Raw genomic sequence first — 20,149 nt, 5'->3', positions numbered from 1 at the left:
AGTTTTTTATACCTTTATAGAAATTATACTCTTTTATGAAGAATAAATTACTGATTTTCTACTTTTTAGTAAGTTTTTTTGTTACCGCACAAGAAACCGAAACGCTTCCGCCTTACAATATTAAAACGGTCACTTTTGTTCAAAACAACACAAATGTGATACCTTTTTTTAGATTAGGAGATGCTTTCGAATTACAATTTGATGATTTGTATGGAAACGAAGCCGATTATTATTATACTATAGAACATTTTAATTATGATTGGACACCAAGTGTACTTTTAAAAAACGAATACTTAGCTGGATTGGACAATCAACGGATTCAAAATTATCTCAATTCATTAAATTGTCTTCAAATTTATTCCCACTATACAATTAGTTTCCCAAATAAATTCAATCAAATTATTAAAACCGGAAACTATATGGTAAAAGTTTTTGATTCTGAGAATAATTTAGTTTTTTCAAGAAAATTATCTATATATGAAGATACTTTAGCAGTAGGAGTTACTATTCGAAGATCTAGAGATTTAGAGACCGTTCAACAAAAACAAAATGTTGAATTTATAATTGATTATCAAAATAAAATTTTACAAAATCCTGAACGAAATATAAAAGTAGCTGTTTTTCAAAATGGAAAATTCAACAATGCTATTTATAACATCAAACCTCAATATACAATTGGCACGCAACTCATCTATCGTTATAATAAAGAAACCCAATTTTGGGGCGGTAATGAATTTTTAAATTTTGAAAATAAAAATGTGCGAGGAGCTTCAAATTCAGTATTTAGAGTAACTACTGGAGATATTTATAACACCCATTTATACACAAACGAAGCTAGAAAAAATAAAATTTACACTTATTTTCCTGATATTAATGGAAATTTTCTAGTAACAAACTATAATGTTACTAATCCTGCAATTGAATCTGATTATTGTTGGGTTTACTTTTCGTTAATTACAGATACTAACCCATTAGAAAAAGCAATTTATATCAACGGAATGTTTAATAACTATGCTATAATACCAGAAAACAAAATGGATTACAATAATGAATCCAAACGTTTTGAAAAAGCATTACTTATAAAACAAGGATTTACAAATTATCAATATGTTTTAGTAGATGATAAAGGCACTATCGATGAAAAAAATGCTATAGATGGTAATTTCTTTCAAACAGAAAATAACTACATGATATTGGTTTATTACAAAGGACCTGCCGATAGATATGACCGAATCATTGGCATAGGAAATGGAAGTAGTATTGACATAAAAAATTAACATTTTAGTTAATCATTTTTTAGTAACTTTGACTTAATAATATATTTTACCAAATATGGTTTATCAAATAACAAGCGGTATAAAAATATCTGTTTCAACTAGTTTTGAAGGTACTTACTTTAAAAACTACAAGCTACACTATGCCTTCAGTTATTTTATTACTATCGAAAATCATAGTAAAGATTTGGTTCAACTAAATTCAAGACATTGGGAAATTTTTGATTCGTTAAACAATCCAGAAGTAGTAGATGGCGAAGGAGTTATTGGCAAAAAACCTGTAATAAAACCAGGCGAAAAACACAGTTACTCATCTGGGTGTTTACTAGCCTCTCCTATTGGAGCTATGAAAGGATTTTACAAAATGATAAATTTAAATACTACAAAAACCTTTCAAGTACTTATTCCTGCATTCAAATTATGCGCACCATTTGCCCTAAATTAAATCAAACGAGTTTTCTTTCTTTTTTTATCAATTATTCAGAAAATCCTTTGTAATTTTACATCAACTTTAACCATTCTTGCAAAAAGTGCGGTTTCATTATAGATAATTTAAATTAACTAAAAACATACACTATGCCTAAAGGATTTTTTAACGTTCCGAAAGCCATTAATGAACCAGTAAAAAGTTATGCTCCCGGTACACCAGAAAGAGAAAAAGTATTAGTCGCTTACAAAGAATTATGGAATTCATCTATTGAGGTGCCTTTATACATTGGCAACCAAGAAATAAAAACAGGAAATACTAGAACTATGTCTGCTCCACATCATCATAAACATGTTGTAGGCACATATCACCTAGCAGAAAAACAACATATTGAACTAGCTATTACTAGCGCTTTAGACGCAAGAACAGCTTGGGCAAACTTAGCTTGGGAACATAGAGCTGCCATTTTTTTAAAAGCAGCCGAATTAATTGCCGGTCCTTATAGAGCTAAAATTAATGCTGCTACAATGATTGCGCAATCAAAAACGATTCATCAAGCAGAAATAGATGCTGCCTGTGAATTGATAGATTTTCTACGTTTCAATGTAGAATTCATGACACAAATTTATAAAGACCAACCTACTTCAGATTCTCAGTTTTGGAACAAAGTAGAATACAGACCACTTGAAGGTTTTGTATATGCAGTTACCCCTTTCAACTTTACAGCTATAGCTGCAAATTTACCTGCAAGTGCTGCCATGATGGGAAATACAGTAGTATGGAAACCAAGTGATAGTCAAGTGTTTTCAGCTAAAGTGATTATTGATATTTTTAAAGAAGCTGGGTTACCAAATGGAGTAATTAATGTTGTATTTGGCGATCCAGTAATGATTACTGACACTGTTTTAGCTAACCCAGACTTTGCTGGAATTCATTACACAGGTTCTACGTTTGTATTTAAAGAAATTTGGTCAAAAATTGGCAGTAATATTCACTACTATAAAACGTATCCAAGAATTGTAGGTGAAACTGGAGGAAAAGATTTTATAATTGCGCATCCAAGTGCAAATCCTAAACAAGTTGCAGCAAATGCCATTAGAGGAGCTTTTGAATTTCAAGGACAAAAATGTAGTGCTGCTTCAAGAGCTTATTTTCCAAAAAGTTTGTGGCCAGCCATAAAAGCTGAATTTGATAAAGAAATTCCAACTATCAAAATGGGATCTCCTGAAGATATGAGTAATTTCTTTACAGCCGTTATTCACGAAGGTTCTTTTGACAAATTAGCTTATTATATAGAACAAGCAAAACATGATGCTGATGCAGAAATTATTTATGGTGGTGGCTATGATAAATCTGTTGGCTATTTTGTTGAACCAACTATTATCTTAACAACTAATCCAAAATATAAAACGATGGAAACGGAATTATTTGGACCTGTTTTAACGGTTTATATCTATGAAGACAAGGATTGGAAAAACACTTTACAATTAATTGATGAAACTTCTGAATATGCTCTTACTGGAGCTGTGTTTAGCGAAGACAGGTATGCTATAGAAGAAGCTGCAAAAGCCTTAGAAAATAGTGCGGGTAATTTTTATATTAACGACAAACCAACAGGTGCTGTAGTAGGCAATCAACCTTTTGGTGGCGCAAGAGCTTCGGGAACAAATGACAAAGCGGGTTCTGCACAAAACTTATTACGTTGGGTTTCACCAAGAACTATAAAAGAAACATTTGTAACACCCGTTGATTACAGGTATCCATTTTTAAAATAAGAAACATTAAAAAGCCCACATATTTGGGCTTTTTTTATTTTAAAGGCAAATGCACTACTTTCTTCGTTTCAAAAAACGTATCTTTAAAAAAATCCGATAAATTATATTGCGTTGCTTTTGGAAAACCCTTTAATTCTTCAGCTAAATCACCCCCTTTTAAGTATAATATACCATTAGCTAACGTATGATTTTGTTCCTGATTTAGTTTTCCGGTTACCCAACTTACAAAATCTGGCATATTTGTTACGGCTCTACTCACAATGAAATCAAATTTTTCGGTGACCAAATTAGCTCTTTTTTGTTCTGCCTTTACATTTTTTAGTCCTAAACCTGCTGCTACTTCATTGACCACTTTTATTTTTTTTCCAATAACATCAATTAAATAAAAAGAAGTTTCAGGAAATAAAATAGCTAATGGTATCCCCGGAAATCCTCCACCTGTACCAACATCCATCACTTTTGCCCCGGACTCAAATGACATTACTTTTGCAATCCCTAAAGAATGTAACACATGTCTCGTATAAAGTTCTTCAATATCTTTTCTTGATATCACATTTATTTTAGCGTTCCAATCTGTGTACAAAGCATGTAACTTAGCAAATTGTTCTTTCTGTATATCTGTTAAATCAGGAAAGTAAGTAAAAATCTGTTCCAAAGTATTAAAATTTTATGCAAAAATACAGTTTTTATATTACTAACAATTTATACTTATTTTTTTAGATAAATATTAGTACATTTGAAACAAAAATAAATCATATGGCAAGTCAAACTCCTGTATTTGCAAAAATTGACAAAACGCAATTTTTTAGAACATTAAATAAACGTGTAAACGAATACTTTAAAGAAAATAATCTTAAAAAAACAGGCAACTGGAAATTACACTTGAAAACAATCATCATGTTTTCAATATTTCTAGCTCCTTACTTCTTTTTATTAGCGCTGGAGATGCCTTTTTGGGCATACATTTTACTTAATATTGTTATTGGTATTGGTATGGCGGGAGTAGGAATGAATGTAATGCATGACGGTAACCATGGTGCGTATTCCGAAAAGAATTGGCTCAATAAAATCATGGGGGGAAGCATCTATATTTTAGCAGGCAATGTGTATAATTGGCAAGTACAACACAATGTATTGCACCATACTTATACAAATATCTTAGGTCATGATGAAGATTTAGAAGCAGGGCGCGTTTTAAGATTTAGTAAAAAATCAAAATGGCATCGCTTCCATAAATTTCAACATTATTATTCGGTTTTTTTATATGGCTTATTAACATTTAACTGGGCAATCACAACTGATTTTCTTCAAATGAAACGCTATCTAAAAAGACAATTGTCTTATGGTGAATTCAAAAGCCCCTCTATTCGTTGGACGACACTAATCATAACTAAAGTAATTTATTTTTCTATTTGGATTGCAATTCCAATCGTGTTAGGCATCACTTGGTGGAAAGTTGTTTTAGGTTTTGCAGTTATGCATTATACTGCTGGACTTATATTAAGTGTGGTATTTCAATTAGCACATGTTGTGGAAGACACAACAAACCCTGAACCGAATGAGATTGGTGAAATGGAAAACACTTGGGCTGTTCATCAATTGTTCACTACAGCAAATTTTGCACCTAAAAACTGGTTAATTAATTGGTACACTGGCGGATTAAATCATCAAATTGAACATCATATTTTTCCAAACATTAGTCACATTCACTATGGTAAAATTGGAGAAATTGTAAAGCAAACTGCCAAAGAATGTAATTTGCCTTACTATGAATTTAAATCTACTAGAGCAGCAATTTTATCTCATTTCAAGCATTTAAAAGAATTAGGACAAAAACCACAACTTGCTTCTTAACAAGACAACTATATATTTTAACTACGAATACCAAACAATGAACAACATTTTATCTGACAGAATTAACAATCTAGCCGTTTCACAAACGTTAGCCATGGCAGCTTTAGCAAGAGAACTAAAAGCACAAGGAAAAGATATTATTAGTCTAAGCTTGGGTGAACCTGATTTTAATACGCCTGATTTTATTAAAGCTGCTGCAAAACAAGCCATCGACGATAATTTCTCTGCTTATCCACCAGTTGATGGATACGTAGATTTGAAAGAAGCTATTTCCACAAAATTTAAACGTGACAATAATTTACACTACATGCCAAATCAAATTGTAGTTTCAACAGGTGCAAAACAATCTCTTTATAACATTGCACAAGTCATGCTTAATGAAGGTGATGAAGTTATTTTACCTGCTCCTTATTGGGTTTCTTATTATGAAATTGTAAAATTGTCTGGAGGAGTACCTGTAGAAGTTCCAACTTCGGTTGATACAAATTTCAAAATTACCCCAGCACAATTAGAAGCAGCTATTACACCAAAAACAAAAATGATGTGGTTTAGTTCTCCTTGTAATCCATCAGGGTCTATTTACAGCAAAGAAGAATTAACAGCATTAGTTGAAGTCTTAAAAAAACATCCTCAAATTTATGTCGTTTCGGATGAAATTTACGAACATATCAATTATACGGGCAATTATTGTTCTATAGGTTCTATTCCTGGCATGGAAAACAACACAATTACAGTAAATGGTGTAGCAAAAGCGTTTGCTATGACAGGATGGAGAATTGGATATATGGGGGCGCCAGAATTTATAGCTAAAGCTTGTACAAAAATGCAAGGGCAAGTAACTAGTGCTGCGAGTTCAATTGCGCAACGTGCTACTAAGGCTGCTGTTGAAGCAAATCCTTCCGCTATACACTACATGGTTGATGCCTTTAAAAATAGAAGAAAATTAGTCTATGAGTTACTTTCTGAAATACCAGGATTTAAATTAAACATGCCAGAAGGCGCTTTTTATTTCTTCCCAGATGTTTCCGATTATTTTGGAAAAACACTAAGAGGTCAACTCCTAAAAGATGCAAATGACTTTGCCATGTATTTACTTGCAGTGGCAAATGTAGCAACAGTTACAGGAGATGCTTTTGGAAATCCTAATTGCATTCGATTATCTTATGCAACCAGTGAAGACCAGCTAAAAGAAGCCATCAAAAGAATCAAAGAAGCATTGCAATAAAATTTATGCCCTGAGGAAACTCGGGGTTTTTAATTAAAATCGTATGAAGAAAAAAATACTCCTTTTAGGTGCTGGAGAATTAGGAAAAGAATTTGTAATTGCCGCACAACGCATAGGTCAATATTGTATTGCAGTAGATAGTTATGAAAATGCACCGGCCATGCAAGTTGCTGATACCTTTGAAGTAATTAATATGTTAGACGGCGAGGCATTAGATGCTATAGTTGCTAAATACCAACCCGATTTTATTGTACCAGAAATTGAAGCCATTAGAACTGAACGTTTTTATGACTATGAAAAACAAGGCATAAAGGTTGTGCCTTCTGCAAAAGCCGCTAATTTTACAATGAATAGAAAAGCTATTCGTGATTTAGCTGCAAAAGATTTAGGCCTTAGAACAGCGACCTATCGTTACGCAACTAGCAAAGAAGAATTAGAAAAAGCAATTACCGAAGTAGGTATTCCATGTGTAGTAAAACCATTAATGAGCTCTTCTGGAAAAGGACAATCTACTATTAAAAAAGAAGAAGATATTGAAAAATCGTGGAATTATGCAGTCGAAGGTTCTCGTGGTGATATTGTAGAAGTAATTGTAGAAGCTTTTGTAAACTTCCATTCAGAAATTACTTTACTAACCGTTACTCAAAACAACAGTTTACCTACCCTATTTTGTGCACCAATTGGACACAGACAAGAGCGTGGTGACTATCAAGAAAGTTGGCAACCTGCCAGTGTTTCTGAAAAAGATTTAGCGGAAGCACAATACATGGCAGAAAAAGTGACACAAGCATTAGGGGGCGCTGGAATATTTGGCGTAGAATTCTTCTTAACAAATGAAGGGGTATACTTCTCCGAATTGTCTCCTAGACCTCACGATACAGGTATGGTTACTTTAGCCGGAACTCAGAACTTCAATGAATTTGAGTTGCATTTACGCGCTATATTAAGTTTACCTATTGCAGAAATTACATTGGAAAGACAAGGCGCAAGTGCAGTTATATTAGCTCAAGAAAATTCAACAAATCCGTCTTATACCGGAATTGAAGCATTAGCTAGTCAGCCAAAATCAGATTTTAGAATTTTTGGAAAACCTACATCTCGTCCTTACAGAAGAATGGGTGTGGCGCTTACACATGACAATTTTGAAACAGATATAGAAAAAATTGTAGAACGTGCCAAAAGTAATGCTTCTATAGTAGTTGTAAATAAATAAAAATATCATTGTAAATGAAATATATCATACATAAAGCAAACGAAAGAGGCCATGCTAATCATGGTTGGTTAAACGCATACCATAGTTTTAGTTTTGCCAGTTGGTACAATCCAGAGAAAATTCAATTTGGAATGTTACGTGTATTAAATGATGATACGATAGCCGCTGGCATGGGTTTTGGAACCCATCCGCATGATAATATGGAAATTATTACTATTCCCCTAGAAGGCGATTTGGCTCACAAAGATAGTATGGGAAATGCTTCTACTATAAAAAGTGGAGACATTCAGGTAATGAGTGCTGGTACGGGAATTCAACACAGTGAGTTCAATCCAAACCATGATCAACATACAAAATTGTTTCAAATTTGGTTATTTCCAAAATACCATAATGTAACGCCTCGTTACCAACAAATAACTTTAGACAAAACCGAACAAAAAAATAATTTTGCACAAATTTTATCTCCCAATCCTGAAGATGAAGGAGTCTGGATTCATCAAGATGCTTGGTTTTATTTGAGTGATTTTGACAAAAGTTACGCAAGTAAATTAGCATTAAAAAAAGAGGGAAACGGCTTTTACATCATGAATATTGAAGGTGAAATTGAAGTAAATGGAGAAAAACTAGAAAAAAGAGATGCTATAGGAATTTGGGAAGCAAATGAAATTGAAGTTAAAGCCACTACTGATTCGAAATTTTTAATCATGGAAATCCCAATGGAGCAATAATAGAATAAAATGGTATATTACTCAACAATCGTTAATGGATCACTTGAAAAAGTGTGGAAGCAGTTGCTCCTAAAAATAGAGCATCCTGAAAATTTTGTTCCTGGTGTAAGTAATGTCAATATTTTTGAAAAAAATCCTGATTTTGTTTTACGTCAAATGACCGTAACAAGTGCAGAAAACAGTACAATTTTAAAAGAAAAAATTACATTTATCCCTTACAAAATTCGATTCCTTTTATTAGAACATCCAACTATGGAAGGCTATGTTGATAATGATTGTAAATATATTTCTGAAAACGAAACAGAATTAACGTTTACAATTAATTGGAAAGACAAAGTAGAATTAACTGAAATTAACAATCAGGAATTAGTGAAAAATGCTGTGTTAAAAACGAAACAATTTATAGAAAATAACAATGAAACAACCACCTAAATGGAAATTTGCCGTAATGGTTTGGCTAGCTATTTACCCAACAATAACCATTGTTAGTTTTTTAATTGGAGATTATATTAAAAATTTTCCGCTGCCTCTTAAAACATTACTCATGACTGGAATATTAGTGCCTTTAATGGTATTTGTTTTACTCCCTTTTTTGAGAAACTTATTAGGGAATTGGCTAAACAAATAATACTGAATTTACAATAAAATACTATTTTTGTATTTTAGAAAAAATTTTAAACTTTAAACAAAATTTATGAAGGCATACATATTCCCTGGTCAAGGCGCACAATTTACAGGCATGGGTAAAGAATTATATGAAAATTCCCCTTTAGCTAAAGAACTTTTTGAAAAGGCTAATGATATTTTAGGATTCAGAATTACAGATATCATGTTTGAAGGTAGCGCTGAAGAATTAAAAGAAACCAAAGTAACGCAACCAGCGGTATTTTTACATTCAGTAATTTTAGCTAAAGTTTTAGAGGTAAAACCAGAAATGGTAGCGGGGCATTCATTAGGCGAATTTTCCGCATTAGTTGTCAATGGGGCTTTATCTTTCGAAGATGGTTTAAAATTAGTTTCTCAAAGAGCTTTAGCTATGCAAAAAGCTTGCGAAATAAAGCCTTCTACAATGGCCGCTGTTTTAAATTTAGAAGATAAAATCGTAGAGGATATTTGTGCTTCAATTGATGGTATTGTAGTGGCTGCCAATTATAACTGTCCAGGTCAATTAGTAATTTCGGGCGAATATAAAGCAGTAGAATTAGCTTGCGAAAAAATGAAAGAAGCAGGAGCAAAACGCGCACTTATATTACCTGTAGGTGGTGGATTTCATTCGCCAATGATGGAACCAGCAAGTTCAGCACTAGCCGCTGCCATTGAAGCAACAACTTTTTCTAATCCAACTTGCCCTGTGTATCAAAACATAACCGCTAGTGCTGTTTCAAATCCTGCTGAAATTAAAAGTAATTTGATTTCACAACTAACGGGTGCAGTTAAATGGACTCAATCTGTTAATCAAATGATTAGTGATGGCGCTACAAGTTTCACTGAAGTGGGACCAGGTAAAGTACTAGTAGGATTAGTAAATAAAATTAACAAAGAAATAGAAACAATTTCTGCCTAACATAAAAACTTTGGCACTTAATTTGCAATTGCTTTTTTAGTAAAAACCCAAATAGTAATATTAAAACAAAACAACATGAAGAAAGCAATTTTAAGTGCAGTTGTAGTAGCTGCCCTATTAGTTTCTTGTAAAGACGAAACTAAAGACAAAGTAGTAGATGCATCAGACGCAGTAGGTGCAGAAGTAGAACAAGCGGTGGATAGTGCTAAATTAAAAGCAGAAAAAGCAGTTGATTCTACAAAAGTTAAAGCAGCAGATGCTATGAAAAAAGGCGCTGATAAACTTGAAGAAGCAGCTGATAAATTAAAAGAATCCGCTAAAAAGTAAATTTAAAAGGCTATCTATATAGATAGCCTTTTTGTATATAATCAATTAGTATTTTTTATTTTTTTCTCCCAACGCCAAGCATCTCGCAAGGCATCTTCAAGAGTTAAATGTGTTTTCCAGCCTAATACTTTATTAGCTTTTTGAGTATCAGCATAGGCTTCAACAATGTCACCTGCTCTTCGTCCTTCAATTTGATAATTCAATTTTTGTCCAGTAGTCTTCTCAAAAGCGGTTATAACATCTAAAACAGAGCTCCCTTTTCCCGTGCCTAAATTAAATATCTCTACTTTTTCTAAATTTTTGTTATATAACAGTCGTTTTAATGCCACTACATGTGCTTTTGCTAAATCTACTACATGAATATAATCTCGAATAGCTGTTCCATCAGCTGTTGGATAATCATTGCCAAAAACCGATAATTTCTCGCGAAGTCCGATTGCTGTTTGAGTTATAAACGGAACTAAATTTTGTGGGACACCTAACGGTAATTCACCGATTTCTGCAGATGGATGTGCGCCAATTGGATTAAAATAACGTAATAAAATAGACTTAAAATTACTCACTTTTGCGACATCCAAAATTATTTCTTCCCCTATTTGTTTCGTATTACCATAAGGCGACATGGCTACTTGAATAGGAGCGTCTTCGGTAATTGGCATTTTTTTAGCTTGACCGTAAACTGTACAAGAGGAACTGAAAATAAAATGAGCTTCTGGCTTTTTTTGTAATTCTTGTAATAAGTATACTAATGAACTAATATTATTTTCATAATATAACAATGGATTTTCAACACTCTCGCCCACAGCTTTTGAAGCCGCAAAATGAATCACTCCTGAAATGTCTTGGTGATTTGAAAAGAAATGTTGAACGGCTAATTTATCACGGAGATCAATTTGTTCAAACAGCGGTTTTTTACCCGTTATGCGTTCAATTCCACCCAAAACATCCATTGTTGAATTAGATAAATTGTCAATAATAACCACTTCAAAACCCTCGTTTTGTAACTCCACAACAGTGTGAGAGCCTATAAAACCTAATCCTCCTGTAACAAGTACTCTCATATACAATTAGTTATCAGTCGCAGTCACAGTTAACAGTTCTGAGGCTGAAAACTAGTTAACGTATTCTAAAATAGCGTCCGTAATAAATTTTATTTGCTCATCATCGAGTTCTGTGTGCATCGGCAATGCAATTACTTCTTTAACCAATTGATTGGTTACAGGAAAATCCTCTTCTTTGTAACGCGTATCTGCATATGCTTTTTGACTGTGTAACGGAATCGGATAATAAATGGCACATGGAATCCCTTTTACTTGTAAATGGTCTAACAACCCATCGCGTTTTCCATTTAAAATTCGAATTACATATTGATGAAAAACATGACAATCACATGCTTCACAAATTGTTGGAACCCAAATATTAGCATTTAAACCTAAGGCTAATGAATATTTTCTTGCTGCATCTTGACGTGCTTTATTATACGTATCTAAATGCGGTAGTTTAGCTTTCAAAACACCAGCCTGAATACTATCTAAGCGCGAATTTACACCCACTACATCATGATGATAACGCACATACATGCCATGGTTTACAATACCTCTAATGGTATGAGCCAACGCATCATCATTTGTAAAAATCGCACCTCCATCACCATAACAACCTAAATTTTTAGACGGGAAAAATGATGTTGCTCCCACATGGCCTATAGTACCTACTTTCTTTTTAGAACCGTCTTTTGACGTATAAGTAGCGCCAATGGCTTGAGCATTATCTTCAATCACAAATAAATTATACTCGTTAGCAATTTCCATAATCGCATCCATATTAGCTACACGTCCAAATAAATGTACGGGCACAATAGCTCTCGTTTTTGGTGTAATAGCTTTACGAATACCTTCAAGTGAAATATTCATATTATTCATGTCTACATCCACTAAAACAGGTGTTAATTGTAAAAGGGCTATTACTTCAACCGTAGCTGCAAAGGTAAAATCGGCAGTGATTACTTCATCTCCTGGTTGCAAACCTAGTCCCATCATTGCAATTTGCAAAGCATCTGTTCCGTTTGCACAAGGAATAACGTGCTTTACACCTAAATAGCTTTCTAAATCAGCCTGAAATTGATGTACTAATGGACCATTAATATAAGTAGTAGTATCTAAAACTTCTTGAATAGAAGCATTAACTTGATCTTTAATTTTATCATATTGACTTTTTAAGTCAACCATTTGTAGTTTTCTCATTTAAAAATACGATTATAAAGTGGTGAATTTAAAAGTTTTATATTGATTTCACTTTTAAACAGAACAAAAATAGCTAATAATTGATAAGTTGGCAATGAATTTTCATAAAGAAACTGTATTTTCGCAAATAGATTATTGCCAACATGTTAATTATATACCAATTAGTAGTACATTTTGCCGCTCAATTTCTTAGGTTGATAGCGCTTTTTAACCCGAAAATAAAACTTTTTATGGAAGGTCGAAAAGTTGTTTTTCATCAATTACAAGAAGCAATAACTCCTTCAGACAAAACAATTTGGTTTCATGCGGCTTCTTTAGGGGAATTTGAACAAGGTTTACCTATCATAGAAGCCATTAAAAAAAAATATCCCTCTCATAAAATAGTAGTCAGTTTTTTTTCGCCTTCGGGCTATGAAGTTAAAAAAAGTAATACTATTGCTGATGTAACCGTTTATTTACCTTTAGATACAAAACGTAATGCGCATAATTTTATCAAAGCCGTTCACCCCGATTTGGTTTTCTTCATTAAATATGAATTTTGGCCCAATTACCTGAACGAGCTTAAACAATTACAAATTAAAACATTTTTAGTTTCAGGTATTTTCAGAAAAAATCAAGCTTTTTTTAAATGGTATGGCGGTTTTTATAGAAAAGCATTAGAGGCTTTTAGTTATTTTTTTGTACAAAATGAAAATTCTAAAACCTTAATTCAACGTTTAGGTTATCAAAATGTAATGATTTCAGGAGATACCCGTTTTGATAGAGTAATGAACATCTTAGAAAGAGATAATTCGCTTGATTTTATGGATGAGTTTTGTACTGCTAACACAAAAATAATTGTCATTGGAAGTTCATGGCCAAAAGACGAAGAAATGTTACTTAACTATATCAATACAAGTGCTAAAAATATAAAATTTGTAATTGCGCCTCACAACATAAAAGGGGATCAAATTAAAAATCTCAAATCGCAATTAAGAAAAAAAACAATTTTATATTCAGAATATAAAAATGAGATTTCATTTATGGGTCAAAAAGACAAAATGAAAGAAATTCAAGTTTTCATCATTGACACTATCGGTATTCTCACTAAAATTTATAGTTATGCCGATATTGCATTCGTTGGCGGTGGTTTTGGAAATCCAGGTGTTCATAATATTTTAGAGCCTGCCACTTTTGGCATTCCTATTGTAATTGGTCCTAATTATTCTCATTTTACAGAAGCAACGGCATTAGTAAACTTAGGAGGCTGTATTTCTATAAAAAATCAAAATCAATTAAAAGAAATAATTGATAAATTACTTCAAAATGAAGACGAGCGATTAGAAAAAGGGCACATTTGTCGTACTTTTGTGCAAATGAATGCAGGCGCAACTGACAAAATTAGCAATCAAATTAGTAAAAACTAAAATTTATATATATGAAATTAGTACGTCTATTAGTAATCTTATTTATTTCACAAATCAATGCACAGCAAGGTGGCATGTGGGTTCCTTCTTTATTAAAAGGAATGAATGAAAATGAAATTAAAACCTTAGGAGGAAAACTTTCAGCCGACCAAATTTATTCAATCAACAACTCGTCATTAAAAGATGCTGTTCCTCAGTTTAATGGAGGGTGTACGGCAGAAGTAATTTCTTCAAAAGGGTTGTTACTTACAAATCACCACTGTGGTTATGATAACATACAAAATCACTCAACAGTAGAACATGATTATTTAGCCGATGGGTTTTGGGCATATAAAATGGAAGAAGAACTCCCTAATCCTGGCGTTATCGTAACATTTGTTGTAAAAATTGATGATGTAACGACAAAAATATTTGACGGTGTAACCTCATTGCCTACAGAAGCAGATAAGCAAAAGAAAATTCAAGAAAATATTGCAACTATCACGAAGTCTTATCCAAAAGAAACTTGGCAAGATATTTTAGTACGTTCTTTCTATGATGGCAATCAATATTTACTTTTCGTTGTTGAAAACTTTAAAGACATTCGTTTAGTTGGTGCACCTCCAAGCTCTATAGGTAAATTTGGCTCAGACACTGACAACTGGGTATGGCCTCGTCATACAGGCGATTTTTCGCTATTTAGAGTATATGCAGACAAAAATAACAGACCGGCAGAATACTCAAAAGACAATGTGCCGTATACACCGAAACACTTTTTCCCAATTTCTGCCAAAGGAATAAAAGAAGGAGACTTTACAATGGTAATGGGTTATCCAGGTAAAACACAAGAATACTTACCTTCGAATGCGGTGGAACAAATCGTAAACGACTTAAACCCAGCTAAAATTGAAGTGCGTGACATTGCCCTAAAAGTACAAGATGGCTTTATGCGTAAAGATCAAGCTATTAAAATTCAATATGCTTCTAAATACGCTTCCATTGCTAACTATTGGAAAAAATGGATTGGTGAAACAAAAGGTTTAAAAAAATCGAACGCGGTACAATTCAAACAAAATTTTGAAAAAGATTTTTTACTTAAAGTTGAAAAAGCGGGCAAGCAGGCTGAATATGGAAATGTTTTAAATGAATTTAAGCAAAATTATGCAGCTATTAAAGAATATGCGATTGCTAGAGATTATTTCACTGAAATAGTTATGCGAAATACAGAATTACTAGCATTTGGTTACCGTTTATATCAATTAGAACAAGTGTATACCACTAAAGGTGAGCAAGCGTTTAACGACCGAAAAAACAACTTAGTAAAAGGCTTTGAAAGCTTATATGGCGACTACAATGCTACTGTTGATGAAAAAGTTTTTGAAAAACTTATTGCTATTTATGCCAAAAAATCACCACAACAATTTTTACCAGAATCAATCAAGAACATCGATGCGATAGCAGCTACCACATCTATTTATAAAAATTCAAAATTAACTTCTTATCAAGGGATTAAAGAATTATTAAATGGAGATGCTTCAAGTGTACTTGCAAAACTAAATCAAGATGCAGGCTATCAATTAGTAAAAAGCATGGCAGACGCATACAACAAAAATGTAGCTCCAAAGTATGATGAATTAAATTTGAAAAACATTGCATTACAACGCACCTATATGAAAGCAATTATGGAATTAAGTCCAAAATCTGCTCGAATTTTTCCTGATGCCAATTCCACATTACGTGTAACCTACGGAAAAGTAAAAGGCTACAAACCATCTGACGCAGTAGAATACATGCCTGTTACGTATTTAGATGGTGTAATGGAAAAATATGTACCTGGTGATTATGAATTTGATGTACCACAAAAACTAATTGATTTATACAACACAAAAGATTTTGGTCCTTATGCAGAAAATGGTAAAATGCCAGTAGCATTTATTGCTACAAATCATACTACAGGAGGAAATTCTGGTAGTCCAGCTTTAGATGCGAATGGCAACTTAATAGGTTTAAATTTTGACCGAGTTTGGGAAGGCACCATGAGTGATATTTATTATAGTCCAGAAATTTGCAGAAACATTATGGTAGATGCGCGTTATGTATTATTCATCATAGATAAATTTGCAGGGGCAAAAAATTTAATCAACGAACTGAAAATCATCTATCCTACCAATAAAAAAGGTAAAAAATAAATTAACGAAATCGTTTAAGTGTAAAAAATAAGGGGTAAGTTGTAAAAAAATAAAAAAAAGATGAAAAAAAATAGCGGTCGTATTAAAAAATTTATATCTTTGCTCCGAATTAATAATTAACCTTTATAATTTAGTAAGATGAAAAAAGTTGTTTTAAGCTTAGCATTCGTTGCTGCAGTATTAGTTTCTTGTAACAAAAAAGCTGAGGAAACTCCAGCTGCTGACTCAACTGCTGTAGATACTACTGCTGTTGTAGCTGATACTACTGCTGTTGACACTACTGCTGTTGACACTACTGCTGCTGCTGCTGCACCAGCTAAAGAAGAAGTAAAAAAATAATTAGATACTTCTTTTCGAAAAGAAATCAATCCCGACTTAGTCGGGATTTTTTTATTTTATATCCTATCCAAAAATGGCTTCAGCTGGAGGAAAAATAGTATCGGATGAGGAAAAATCTAAAATTTCTGAAAGTATTGCCGAACGCAAAATTTCATCAATCCCCTTTTGCATCAATAATTGTGTAGTATATAGACGGCTTTTGGCTACCTCTTTTTTGTTAAGTATAATTTTGAAATAATATTTTCCTTTGGGAGATTTAAACCGAAGAAAAATTAACTCTTCTACATTTTCTTTGATAGCCTCTATTTCGGCCTCACATTCAAAACGCAACTCAAAATCATTACTCGTATAAATAGTTTTACCTTTTCTTGAAGTAAACTCATATTTATACATTCCATTTAGCCTTTTACTAATTACGTAAGTCCCCATACTTTTTTAAATCCAAAATAAAAAACCAAATAACCTCCAAAAAACATAGATTTCCAAACCTAAACTATAGAAAAAATGAGAAGTTATAAACAACAAACATAAGTAGGTATAACAAAAAAAGCTTCAAACATAGTTTGAAGCTTTTTGTACTCAAGGCGGGACTTGAACCCGCACGAACATTACTGCTCACTGGATTTTAAGTCCAGCGTGTCTACCAATTCCACCACTCGAGCTAATATATCTTAATTTGGTAGTGTTGAGCGAAAAACGGGGTTCGAACCCGCGACCTCAACCTTGGCAAGGTTGCGCTCTACCAACTGAGCTATTTTCGCATTGCGTTTTAATTAGAACGTGCAATACTTTAGCGGTATTGCGAGTGCAAATATAGCACATATTTTTTTCTTTGCAAGTACTTTCAGAAAAAAAAAGAAACTTTTTTTTAATGGTTTGACTTACACTATTTTATAAAAAATTATTTTTTTGAAACAATACGTTTCAATTCATTTAACTTCATTAATGCTTCAACAGGCGTAAGTGTATTAATGTCTAATGTAAGTAATTCGTCTTTAATTTCTTCTAATAAAGGATCATCTAAATGAAAAAAGCTTAACTGCATTTCTTCTTGACCTGTGAGACTGCCTGACAATTCTTCTGCAGAATGATTTTTTTCTAATTTTTTTAATAATTTTTGAGCCTTTTGTATAACTGTTTGAGGCATTCCCGCCATTTTTGCCACATGAATACCAAAACTATGTGCGCTTCCTCCTTTTACTAATTTTCTAATAAATAATACCGTATCTTTCAATTCTTTGACAGATACATTATAATTTTGAATGCGATCAAAAATAACTTCCATTTCATTTAACTCATGATAATGCGTCGCAAATAATGTTTTTGGCTTACTTGGATGTTCATGTAAATATTCTGAAATAGCCCAAGCAATTGAAATGCCATCATAAGTAGATGTTCCTCTCCCAATTTCATCTAAAAGCACCAAACTTCTATCTGAAATATTATTTAATATAGAGGCTGTTTCGTTCATTTCTACCATAAAGGTAGATTCACCCATAGAAATATTATCACTTGCTCCTACTCGAGTAAATATTTTATCTACAAGTCCTAGCTTTAGTGACTCGGCAGGTACAAAACTTCCCATTTGAGCTAACAAAACAATAAGAGCAGTCTGTCTTAAAATAGCTGACTTACCCGACATATTTGGCCCCGTAATCATGATAATCTGTTGTGCTTCTCTATCTAAAACAACATCATTAGAAATATAAGGCACTCCTGGAGGCAACTGTTTTTCAATTACGGGATGACGCCCTTCTTTAATAAGTAAATCATGTGAATCATCTAATTCTGGCTGCACGTAATTATTCTCAATAGCCATTTGAGCAAAAGACTGTAAACAATCAAGCTGCGCAATTAAATGAGCGTTTAACTGAACAGGTTTAATATAGGTTGACATCCAACTCACCAATTGCTCAAAAAGTAAATTCTCTAATTGTTGAATTTTTTCTTCTGCACCTAATATTTTAGATTCATATTCTTTTAATTCTTCCGTAATATAGCGTTCGGCATTAACTAATGTTTGTTTTCTTATCCAGTTTTCAGGCACTTTATCTTTGTGTGTATTACGCACTTCAATATAATAGCCAAAAACATTATTAAACGATATTTTTAATGACGGTATGCCTGTTTGTTCGCTTTCTCTTCGTTCTAAATCTTCTAAATACCCTTTTCCTGTTGTGGAAATAGCACGTAATTCATCTAATTCGGGATGTACACCTATTGCTATGGCATTTCCTTTATTAATTGCAACCGGAGCATCTTCTTGTAGAGTAGTATCAATCTTTTCGCGCAATAATTCACAAGCATGTAAGCCATCACCAATAATTTTTAACGCTTCATTCTTTGCGCTTAATGCCTTTTCTTTAATTGGTAAAATAGCTTGTAATGAATCGCGTAAATAAAGTACCTCTCGAGGCGAAATTTTCCCTGTGGCTACTTTAGAAATTAATCGTTCTAAATCGGAAATTTGCTTAATTTGATATTGTATAAATTGCAACTCTTCTTGATTTGATTTTAAATACGCTACTACTTCATTTCTAGCCTTAATTTTGACAAGATCTTTTAAAGGCAAAGCCAACCACCTTTTTAGTAAACGTGACCCCATTGGGGATAATGTTTTATCAATTACATCAAGTAAGGTAACTGCATTTGGATTTGTACTGTGGTATAATTCTAAATTGCGAATAGTAAACTTATCCATCCACACATAAGCATCTTCTGCAATACGCTGAATAGTGGTTATGTGTTGTATTTTGTTATGCTGCGTTTCAGACAAATAATATAAAATAGCCCCTGAAGCAACTACACCTTCCATAACTTCTTCAATACCAAACCCTTTCAAAGAATTCGTTTGAAAATGTTTTGTAAGAGTTTCAAATGCATAATCTTCTTTGTAAATCCAATCTTCTAAATAAAAAGCATGGAAATCTTCTCCAAATGCGGTTTTAAAAGTCGTTTTATGATTTTTTGTGACCAATATTTCACTTGGTCTAAAATTTTGCAATAATTTATCAATATACTCCTCTGAACCTTGTGCGGTTAAAAATTCTCCCGTAGAAACATCTAAAAAAGCAATACCTATATTTTTCTTACCAAAATGGATAGAAGCTAAGAAATTATTTGTTTTGGCCTGTAAAATATCGTCATTCATCGCAACTCCTGGCGTAACCAACTCTGTCACGCCACGTTTAACGATCGTCTTCGTCATCTTTGGATCTTCTAATTGGTCACAAATAGCTACTCGAAGCCCCGCTTTAACTAGTTTAGGCAAATACGTGTTTAAAGAATGGTGAGGAAAACCCGCTAGCGCCGTTTCGCTTTCACTTCCGTTTCCTCGCTTAGTTAATGTTATTCCTAAAATCTGAGAAGCTCTAATGGCGTCTGAACCAAATGTTTCATAGAAATCCCCTACTCTAAATAACAAACATGCATCAGGATATTTTGCCTTGATTTCATTGTATTGTTTCATCAAAGGGGTTTCTTTTGATGTCTTTTCTTTTAATTCAGAAGCTGCTTTTTTTGCCACAATGTTTTATTTTATATAAGGCGAAGATACGTTTTTCAAGCGCAACTTCAAAATGAAAATAACACCACTATACGCTATCA

At 33.0% G+C, this 20,149-nt stretch carries 19 protein-coding genes and 2 tRNA genes; 14 read left to right on the top strand and 7 right to left on the bottom strand.

The genetic code is table 11. The annotated features are described in order from the left end of the window. Positions 1-35: 35 nt before the first annotated feature. The 3 genes from RF683_RS01715 (at position 36) to pruA (ending at position 3,476) form a co-directional block, all read left to right on the top strand. Positions 36-1,277, top strand: a complete 1,242-nt coding sequence (locus RF683_RS01715) for a type IX secretion system plug protein (protein ID WP_309532503.1) — start codon at positions 36-38, stop codon at positions 1,275-1,277. A 55-nt stretch (positions 1,278-1,332) separates the two neighbouring features. Beyond that, the gene (apaG, locus tag RF683_RS01710; RefSeq protein ID WP_309532502.1) at positions 1,333-1,719 is read left to right on the top strand and encodes a Co2+/Mg2+ efflux protein ApaG; all 387 of its coding nucleotides are present in this window, start codon (positions 1,333-1,335) and stop codon (positions 1,717-1,719) included. Positions 1,720-1,850: 131 nt separating this feature from the next. Further along, positions 1,851-3,476 carry an L-glutamate gamma-semialdehyde dehydrogenase gene (pruA, locus tag RF683_RS01705; protein WP_309532501.1) on the top strand — a complete coding sequence of 542 codons (1,626 nt, stop codon included), beginning with the start codon at positions 1,851-1,853 and terminating at the stop codon, positions 3,474-3,476. A gap of 34 nt (positions 3,477-3,510) precedes the next feature. Here pruA and rsmG read toward each other — a convergent pair whose 3' ends face one another. Beyond that, a complete protein-coding gene (rsmG, locus tag RF683_RS01700) occupies positions 3,511-4,131 on the bottom strand; it encodes a 16S rRNA (guanine(527)-N(7))-methyltransferase RsmG (RefSeq protein ID WP_309532500.1) in 621 nt (206 codons plus the stop codon). 101 nt (positions 4,132-4,232) lie between these two features. On the opposite strand from rsmG, the gene RF683_RS01695 reads away from it, so the two are divergent. The 8 genes from RF683_RS01695 to RF683_RS01660 all read left to right on the top strand — a co-directional run bounded on the left by RF683_RS01695 (position 4,233) and on the right by RF683_RS01660 (position 10,387). After that, positions 4,233-5,330, top strand: a complete 1,098-nt coding sequence (locus tag RF683_RS01695) for a fatty acid desaturase family protein (protein ID WP_309532499.1) — start codon at positions 4,233-4,235, stop codon at positions 5,328-5,330. Positions 5,331-5,367: 37 nt separating this feature from the next. Further along, positions 5,368-6,555 (top strand): pyridoxal phosphate-dependent aminotransferase, encoded by a 1,188-nt coding sequence (locus RF683_RS01690; protein ID WP_309532498.1) that lies wholly within the window; start codon positions 5,368-5,370, stop codon positions 6,553-6,555. Between the two features lie 43 nt (positions 6,556-6,598). After that, positions 6,599-7,768 carry a formate-dependent phosphoribosylglycinamide formyltransferase gene (gene purT / locus RF683_RS01685; protein ID WP_309532497.1) on the top strand — a complete coding sequence of 390 codons (1,170 nt, stop codon included), beginning with the start codon at positions 6,599-6,601 and terminating at the stop codon, positions 7,766-7,768. 14 nt (positions 7,769-7,782) lie between these two features. Further along, positions 7,783-8,496, top strand: a complete 714-nt coding sequence (locus tag RF683_RS01680; protein WP_309532496.1) for a pirin family protein — start codon at positions 7,783-7,785, stop codon at positions 8,494-8,496. A 9-nt stretch (positions 8,497-8,505) separates the two neighbouring features. Further along, positions 8,506-8,928 (top strand): AtaL-like protein, encoded by a 423-nt coding sequence (locus RF683_RS01675; RefSeq protein ID WP_309532495.1) that lies wholly within the window; start codon positions 8,506-8,508, stop codon positions 8,926-8,928. Next, positions 8,912-9,124 carry a putative antibiotic biosynthesis monooxygenase gene (locus RF683_RS01670; protein WP_309532494.1) on the top strand — a complete coding sequence of 71 codons (213 nt, stop codon included), beginning with the start codon at positions 8,912-8,914 and terminating at the stop codon, positions 9,122-9,124. The genes RF683_RS01675 and RF683_RS01670 overlap by 17 nt, the downstream gene beginning before the upstream one ends. A 66-nt stretch (positions 9,125-9,190) precedes the next feature. After that, positions 9,191-10,060: an ACP S-malonyltransferase gene (gene fabD, locus RF683_RS01665; protein ID WP_309532493.1), complete on the top strand. Its 870-nt coding sequence runs from the start codon at positions 9,191-9,193 to the stop codon at positions 10,058-10,060. Positions 10,061-10,135: 75 nt separating this feature from the next. Further along, positions 10,136-10,387: a hypothetical protein gene (locus RF683_RS01660; RefSeq protein ID WP_309532492.1), complete on the top strand. Its 252-nt coding sequence runs from the start codon at positions 10,136-10,138 to the stop codon at positions 10,385-10,387. Between the two features lie 41 nt (positions 10,388-10,428). Here RF683_RS01660 and galE read toward each other — a convergent pair whose 3' ends face one another. Next, the gene (gene galE / locus RF683_RS01655) at positions 10,429-11,448 is read right to left on the bottom strand and encodes a UDP-glucose 4-epimerase GalE (RefSeq protein ID WP_309532491.1); all 1,020 of its coding nucleotides are present in this window, start codon (positions 11,446-11,448) and stop codon (positions 10,429-10,431) included. A gap of 51 nt (positions 11,449-11,499) precedes the next feature. Continuing rightward, a complete protein-coding gene (locus RF683_RS01650) occupies positions 11,500-12,630 on the bottom strand; it encodes a DegT/DnrJ/EryC1/StrS family aminotransferase (protein WP_309532490.1) in 1,131 nt (376 codons plus the stop codon). 143 nt (positions 12,631-12,773) lie between these two features. On the opposite strand from RF683_RS01650, the gene RF683_RS01645 reads away from it, so the two are divergent. From RF683_RS01645 to RF683_RS01635, 3 genes are all read left to right on the top strand, one after another. After that, positions 12,774-14,036, top strand: coding sequence for a 3-deoxy-D-manno-octulosonic acid transferase (locus RF683_RS01645; protein ID WP_309532489.1), 1,263 nt, complete (start codon positions 12,774-12,776; stop codon positions 14,034-14,036). A gap of 11 nt (positions 14,037-14,047) precedes the next feature. Continuing rightward, positions 14,048-16,204, top strand: coding sequence for a S46 family peptidase (locus tag RF683_RS01640; protein WP_309532488.1), 2,157 nt, complete (start codon positions 14,048-14,050; stop codon positions 16,202-16,204). Positions 16,205-16,342: 138 nt separating this feature from the next. Further along, complete coding sequence (locus RF683_RS01635; RefSeq protein ID WP_309532487.1) at positions 16,343-16,543, top strand: hypothetical protein; 201 nt, start codon at positions 16,343-16,345, stop codon at positions 16,541-16,543. Between the two features lie 63 nt (positions 16,544-16,606). Here RF683_RS01635 and RF683_RS01630 read toward each other — a convergent pair whose 3' ends face one another. From RF683_RS01630 to mutS, 4 genes are all read right to left on the bottom strand, one after another. After that, positions 16,607-16,972, bottom strand: coding sequence for a DUF1508 domain-containing protein (locus tag RF683_RS01630; protein ID WP_309532486.1), 366 nt, complete (start codon positions 16,970-16,972; stop codon positions 16,607-16,609). A gap of 147 nt (positions 16,973-17,119) precedes the next feature. Continuing rightward, positions 17,120-17,205: transfer RNA gene (locus RF683_RS01625), tRNA-Leu, on the bottom strand. 26 nt (positions 17,206-17,231) lie between these two features. Further along, positions 17,232-17,304 (bottom strand) — tRNA-Gly (locus tag RF683_RS01620). Between the two features lie 140 nt (positions 17,305-17,444). Further along, on the bottom strand, positions 17,445-20,012 hold the full coding sequence (gene mutS, locus RF683_RS01615) for a DNA mismatch repair protein MutS (RefSeq protein ID WP_309533184.1): 2,568 nt from the start codon (positions 20,010-20,012) through the stop codon (positions 17,445-17,447). Positions 20,013-20,149: the final 137 nt, after the last annotated feature.

This window comes from Flavobacterium sp. 20NA77.7 (assembly GCF_031326205.1).
Lineage (GTDB): Bacteria > Bacteroidota > Bacteroidia > Flavobacteriales > Flavobacteriaceae > Flavobacterium > Flavobacterium nakdongensis.
The sequence above is the reverse complement of the archived record's forward strand: the minus strand, read 5'-3'. Positions and strand labels throughout refer to the sequence as shown.

Coding starts and splice junctions, on each gene's coding strand:
- RF683_RS01630 (WP_309532486.1), bottom strand. CDS start 16,972: ATGGGGACTTACGTAATTAGTAAAAGGCTAAATGGAATGTATAAATAT.
- RF683_RS01695 (WP_309532499.1), top strand. CDS start 4,233: ATGGCAAGTCAAACTCCTGTATTTGCAAAAATTGACAAAACGCAATTT.
- purT (WP_309532497.1), top strand. CDS start 6,599: ATGAAGAAAAAAATACTCCTTTTAGGTGCTGGAGAATTAGGAAAAGAA.
- RF683_RS01650 (WP_309532490.1), bottom strand. CDS start 12,630: ATGAGAAAACTACAAATGGTTGACTTAAAAAGTCAATATGATAAAATT.
- RF683_RS01645 (WP_309532489.1), top strand. CDS start 12,774: ATGTTAATTATATACCAATTAGTAGTACATTTTGCCGCTCAATTTCTT.
- apaG (WP_309532502.1), top strand. CDS start 1,333: ATGGTTTATCAAATAACAAGCGGTATAAAAATATCTGTTTCAACTAGT.
- pruA (WP_309532501.1), top strand. CDS start 1,851: ATGCCTAAAGGATTTTTTAACGTTCCGAAAGCCATTAATGAACCAGTA.
- RF683_RS01660 (WP_309532492.1), top strand. CDS start 10,136: ATGAAGAAAGCAATTTTAAGTGCAGTTGTAGTAGCTGCCCTATTAGTT.
- RF683_RS01635 (WP_309532487.1), top strand. CDS start 16,343: ATGAAAAAAGTTGTTTTAAGCTTAGCATTCGTTGCTGCAGTATTAGTT.
- RF683_RS01670 (WP_309532494.1), top strand. CDS start 8,912: ATGAAACAACCACCTAAATGGAAATTTGCCGTAATGGTTTGGCTAGCT.
- galE (WP_309532491.1), bottom strand. CDS start 11,448: ATGAGAGTACTTGTTACAGGAGGATTAGGTTTTATAGGCTCTCACACT.
- RF683_RS01715 (WP_309532503.1), top strand. CDS start 36: ATGAAGAATAAATTACTGATTTTCTACTTTTTAGTAAGTTTTTTTGTT.
- RF683_RS01680 (WP_309532496.1), top strand. CDS start 7,783: ATGAAATATATCATACATAAAGCAAACGAAAGAGGCCATGCTAATCAT.
- mutS (WP_309533184.1), bottom strand. CDS start 20,012: ATGAAACAATACAATGAAATCAAGGCAAAATATCCTGATGCATGTTTG.
- RF683_RS01675 (WP_309532495.1), top strand. CDS start 8,506: ATGGTATATTACTCAACAATCGTTAATGGATCACTTGAAAAAGTGTGG.
- RF683_RS01640 (WP_309532488.1), top strand. CDS start 14,048: ATGAAATTAGTACGTCTATTAGTAATCTTATTTATTTCACAAATCAAT.
- fabD (WP_309532493.1), top strand. CDS start 9,191: ATGAAGGCATACATATTCCCTGGTCAAGGCGCACAATTTACAGGCATG.
- RF683_RS01690 (WP_309532498.1), top strand. CDS start 5,368: ATGAACAACATTTTATCTGACAGAATTAACAATCTAGCCGTTTCACAA.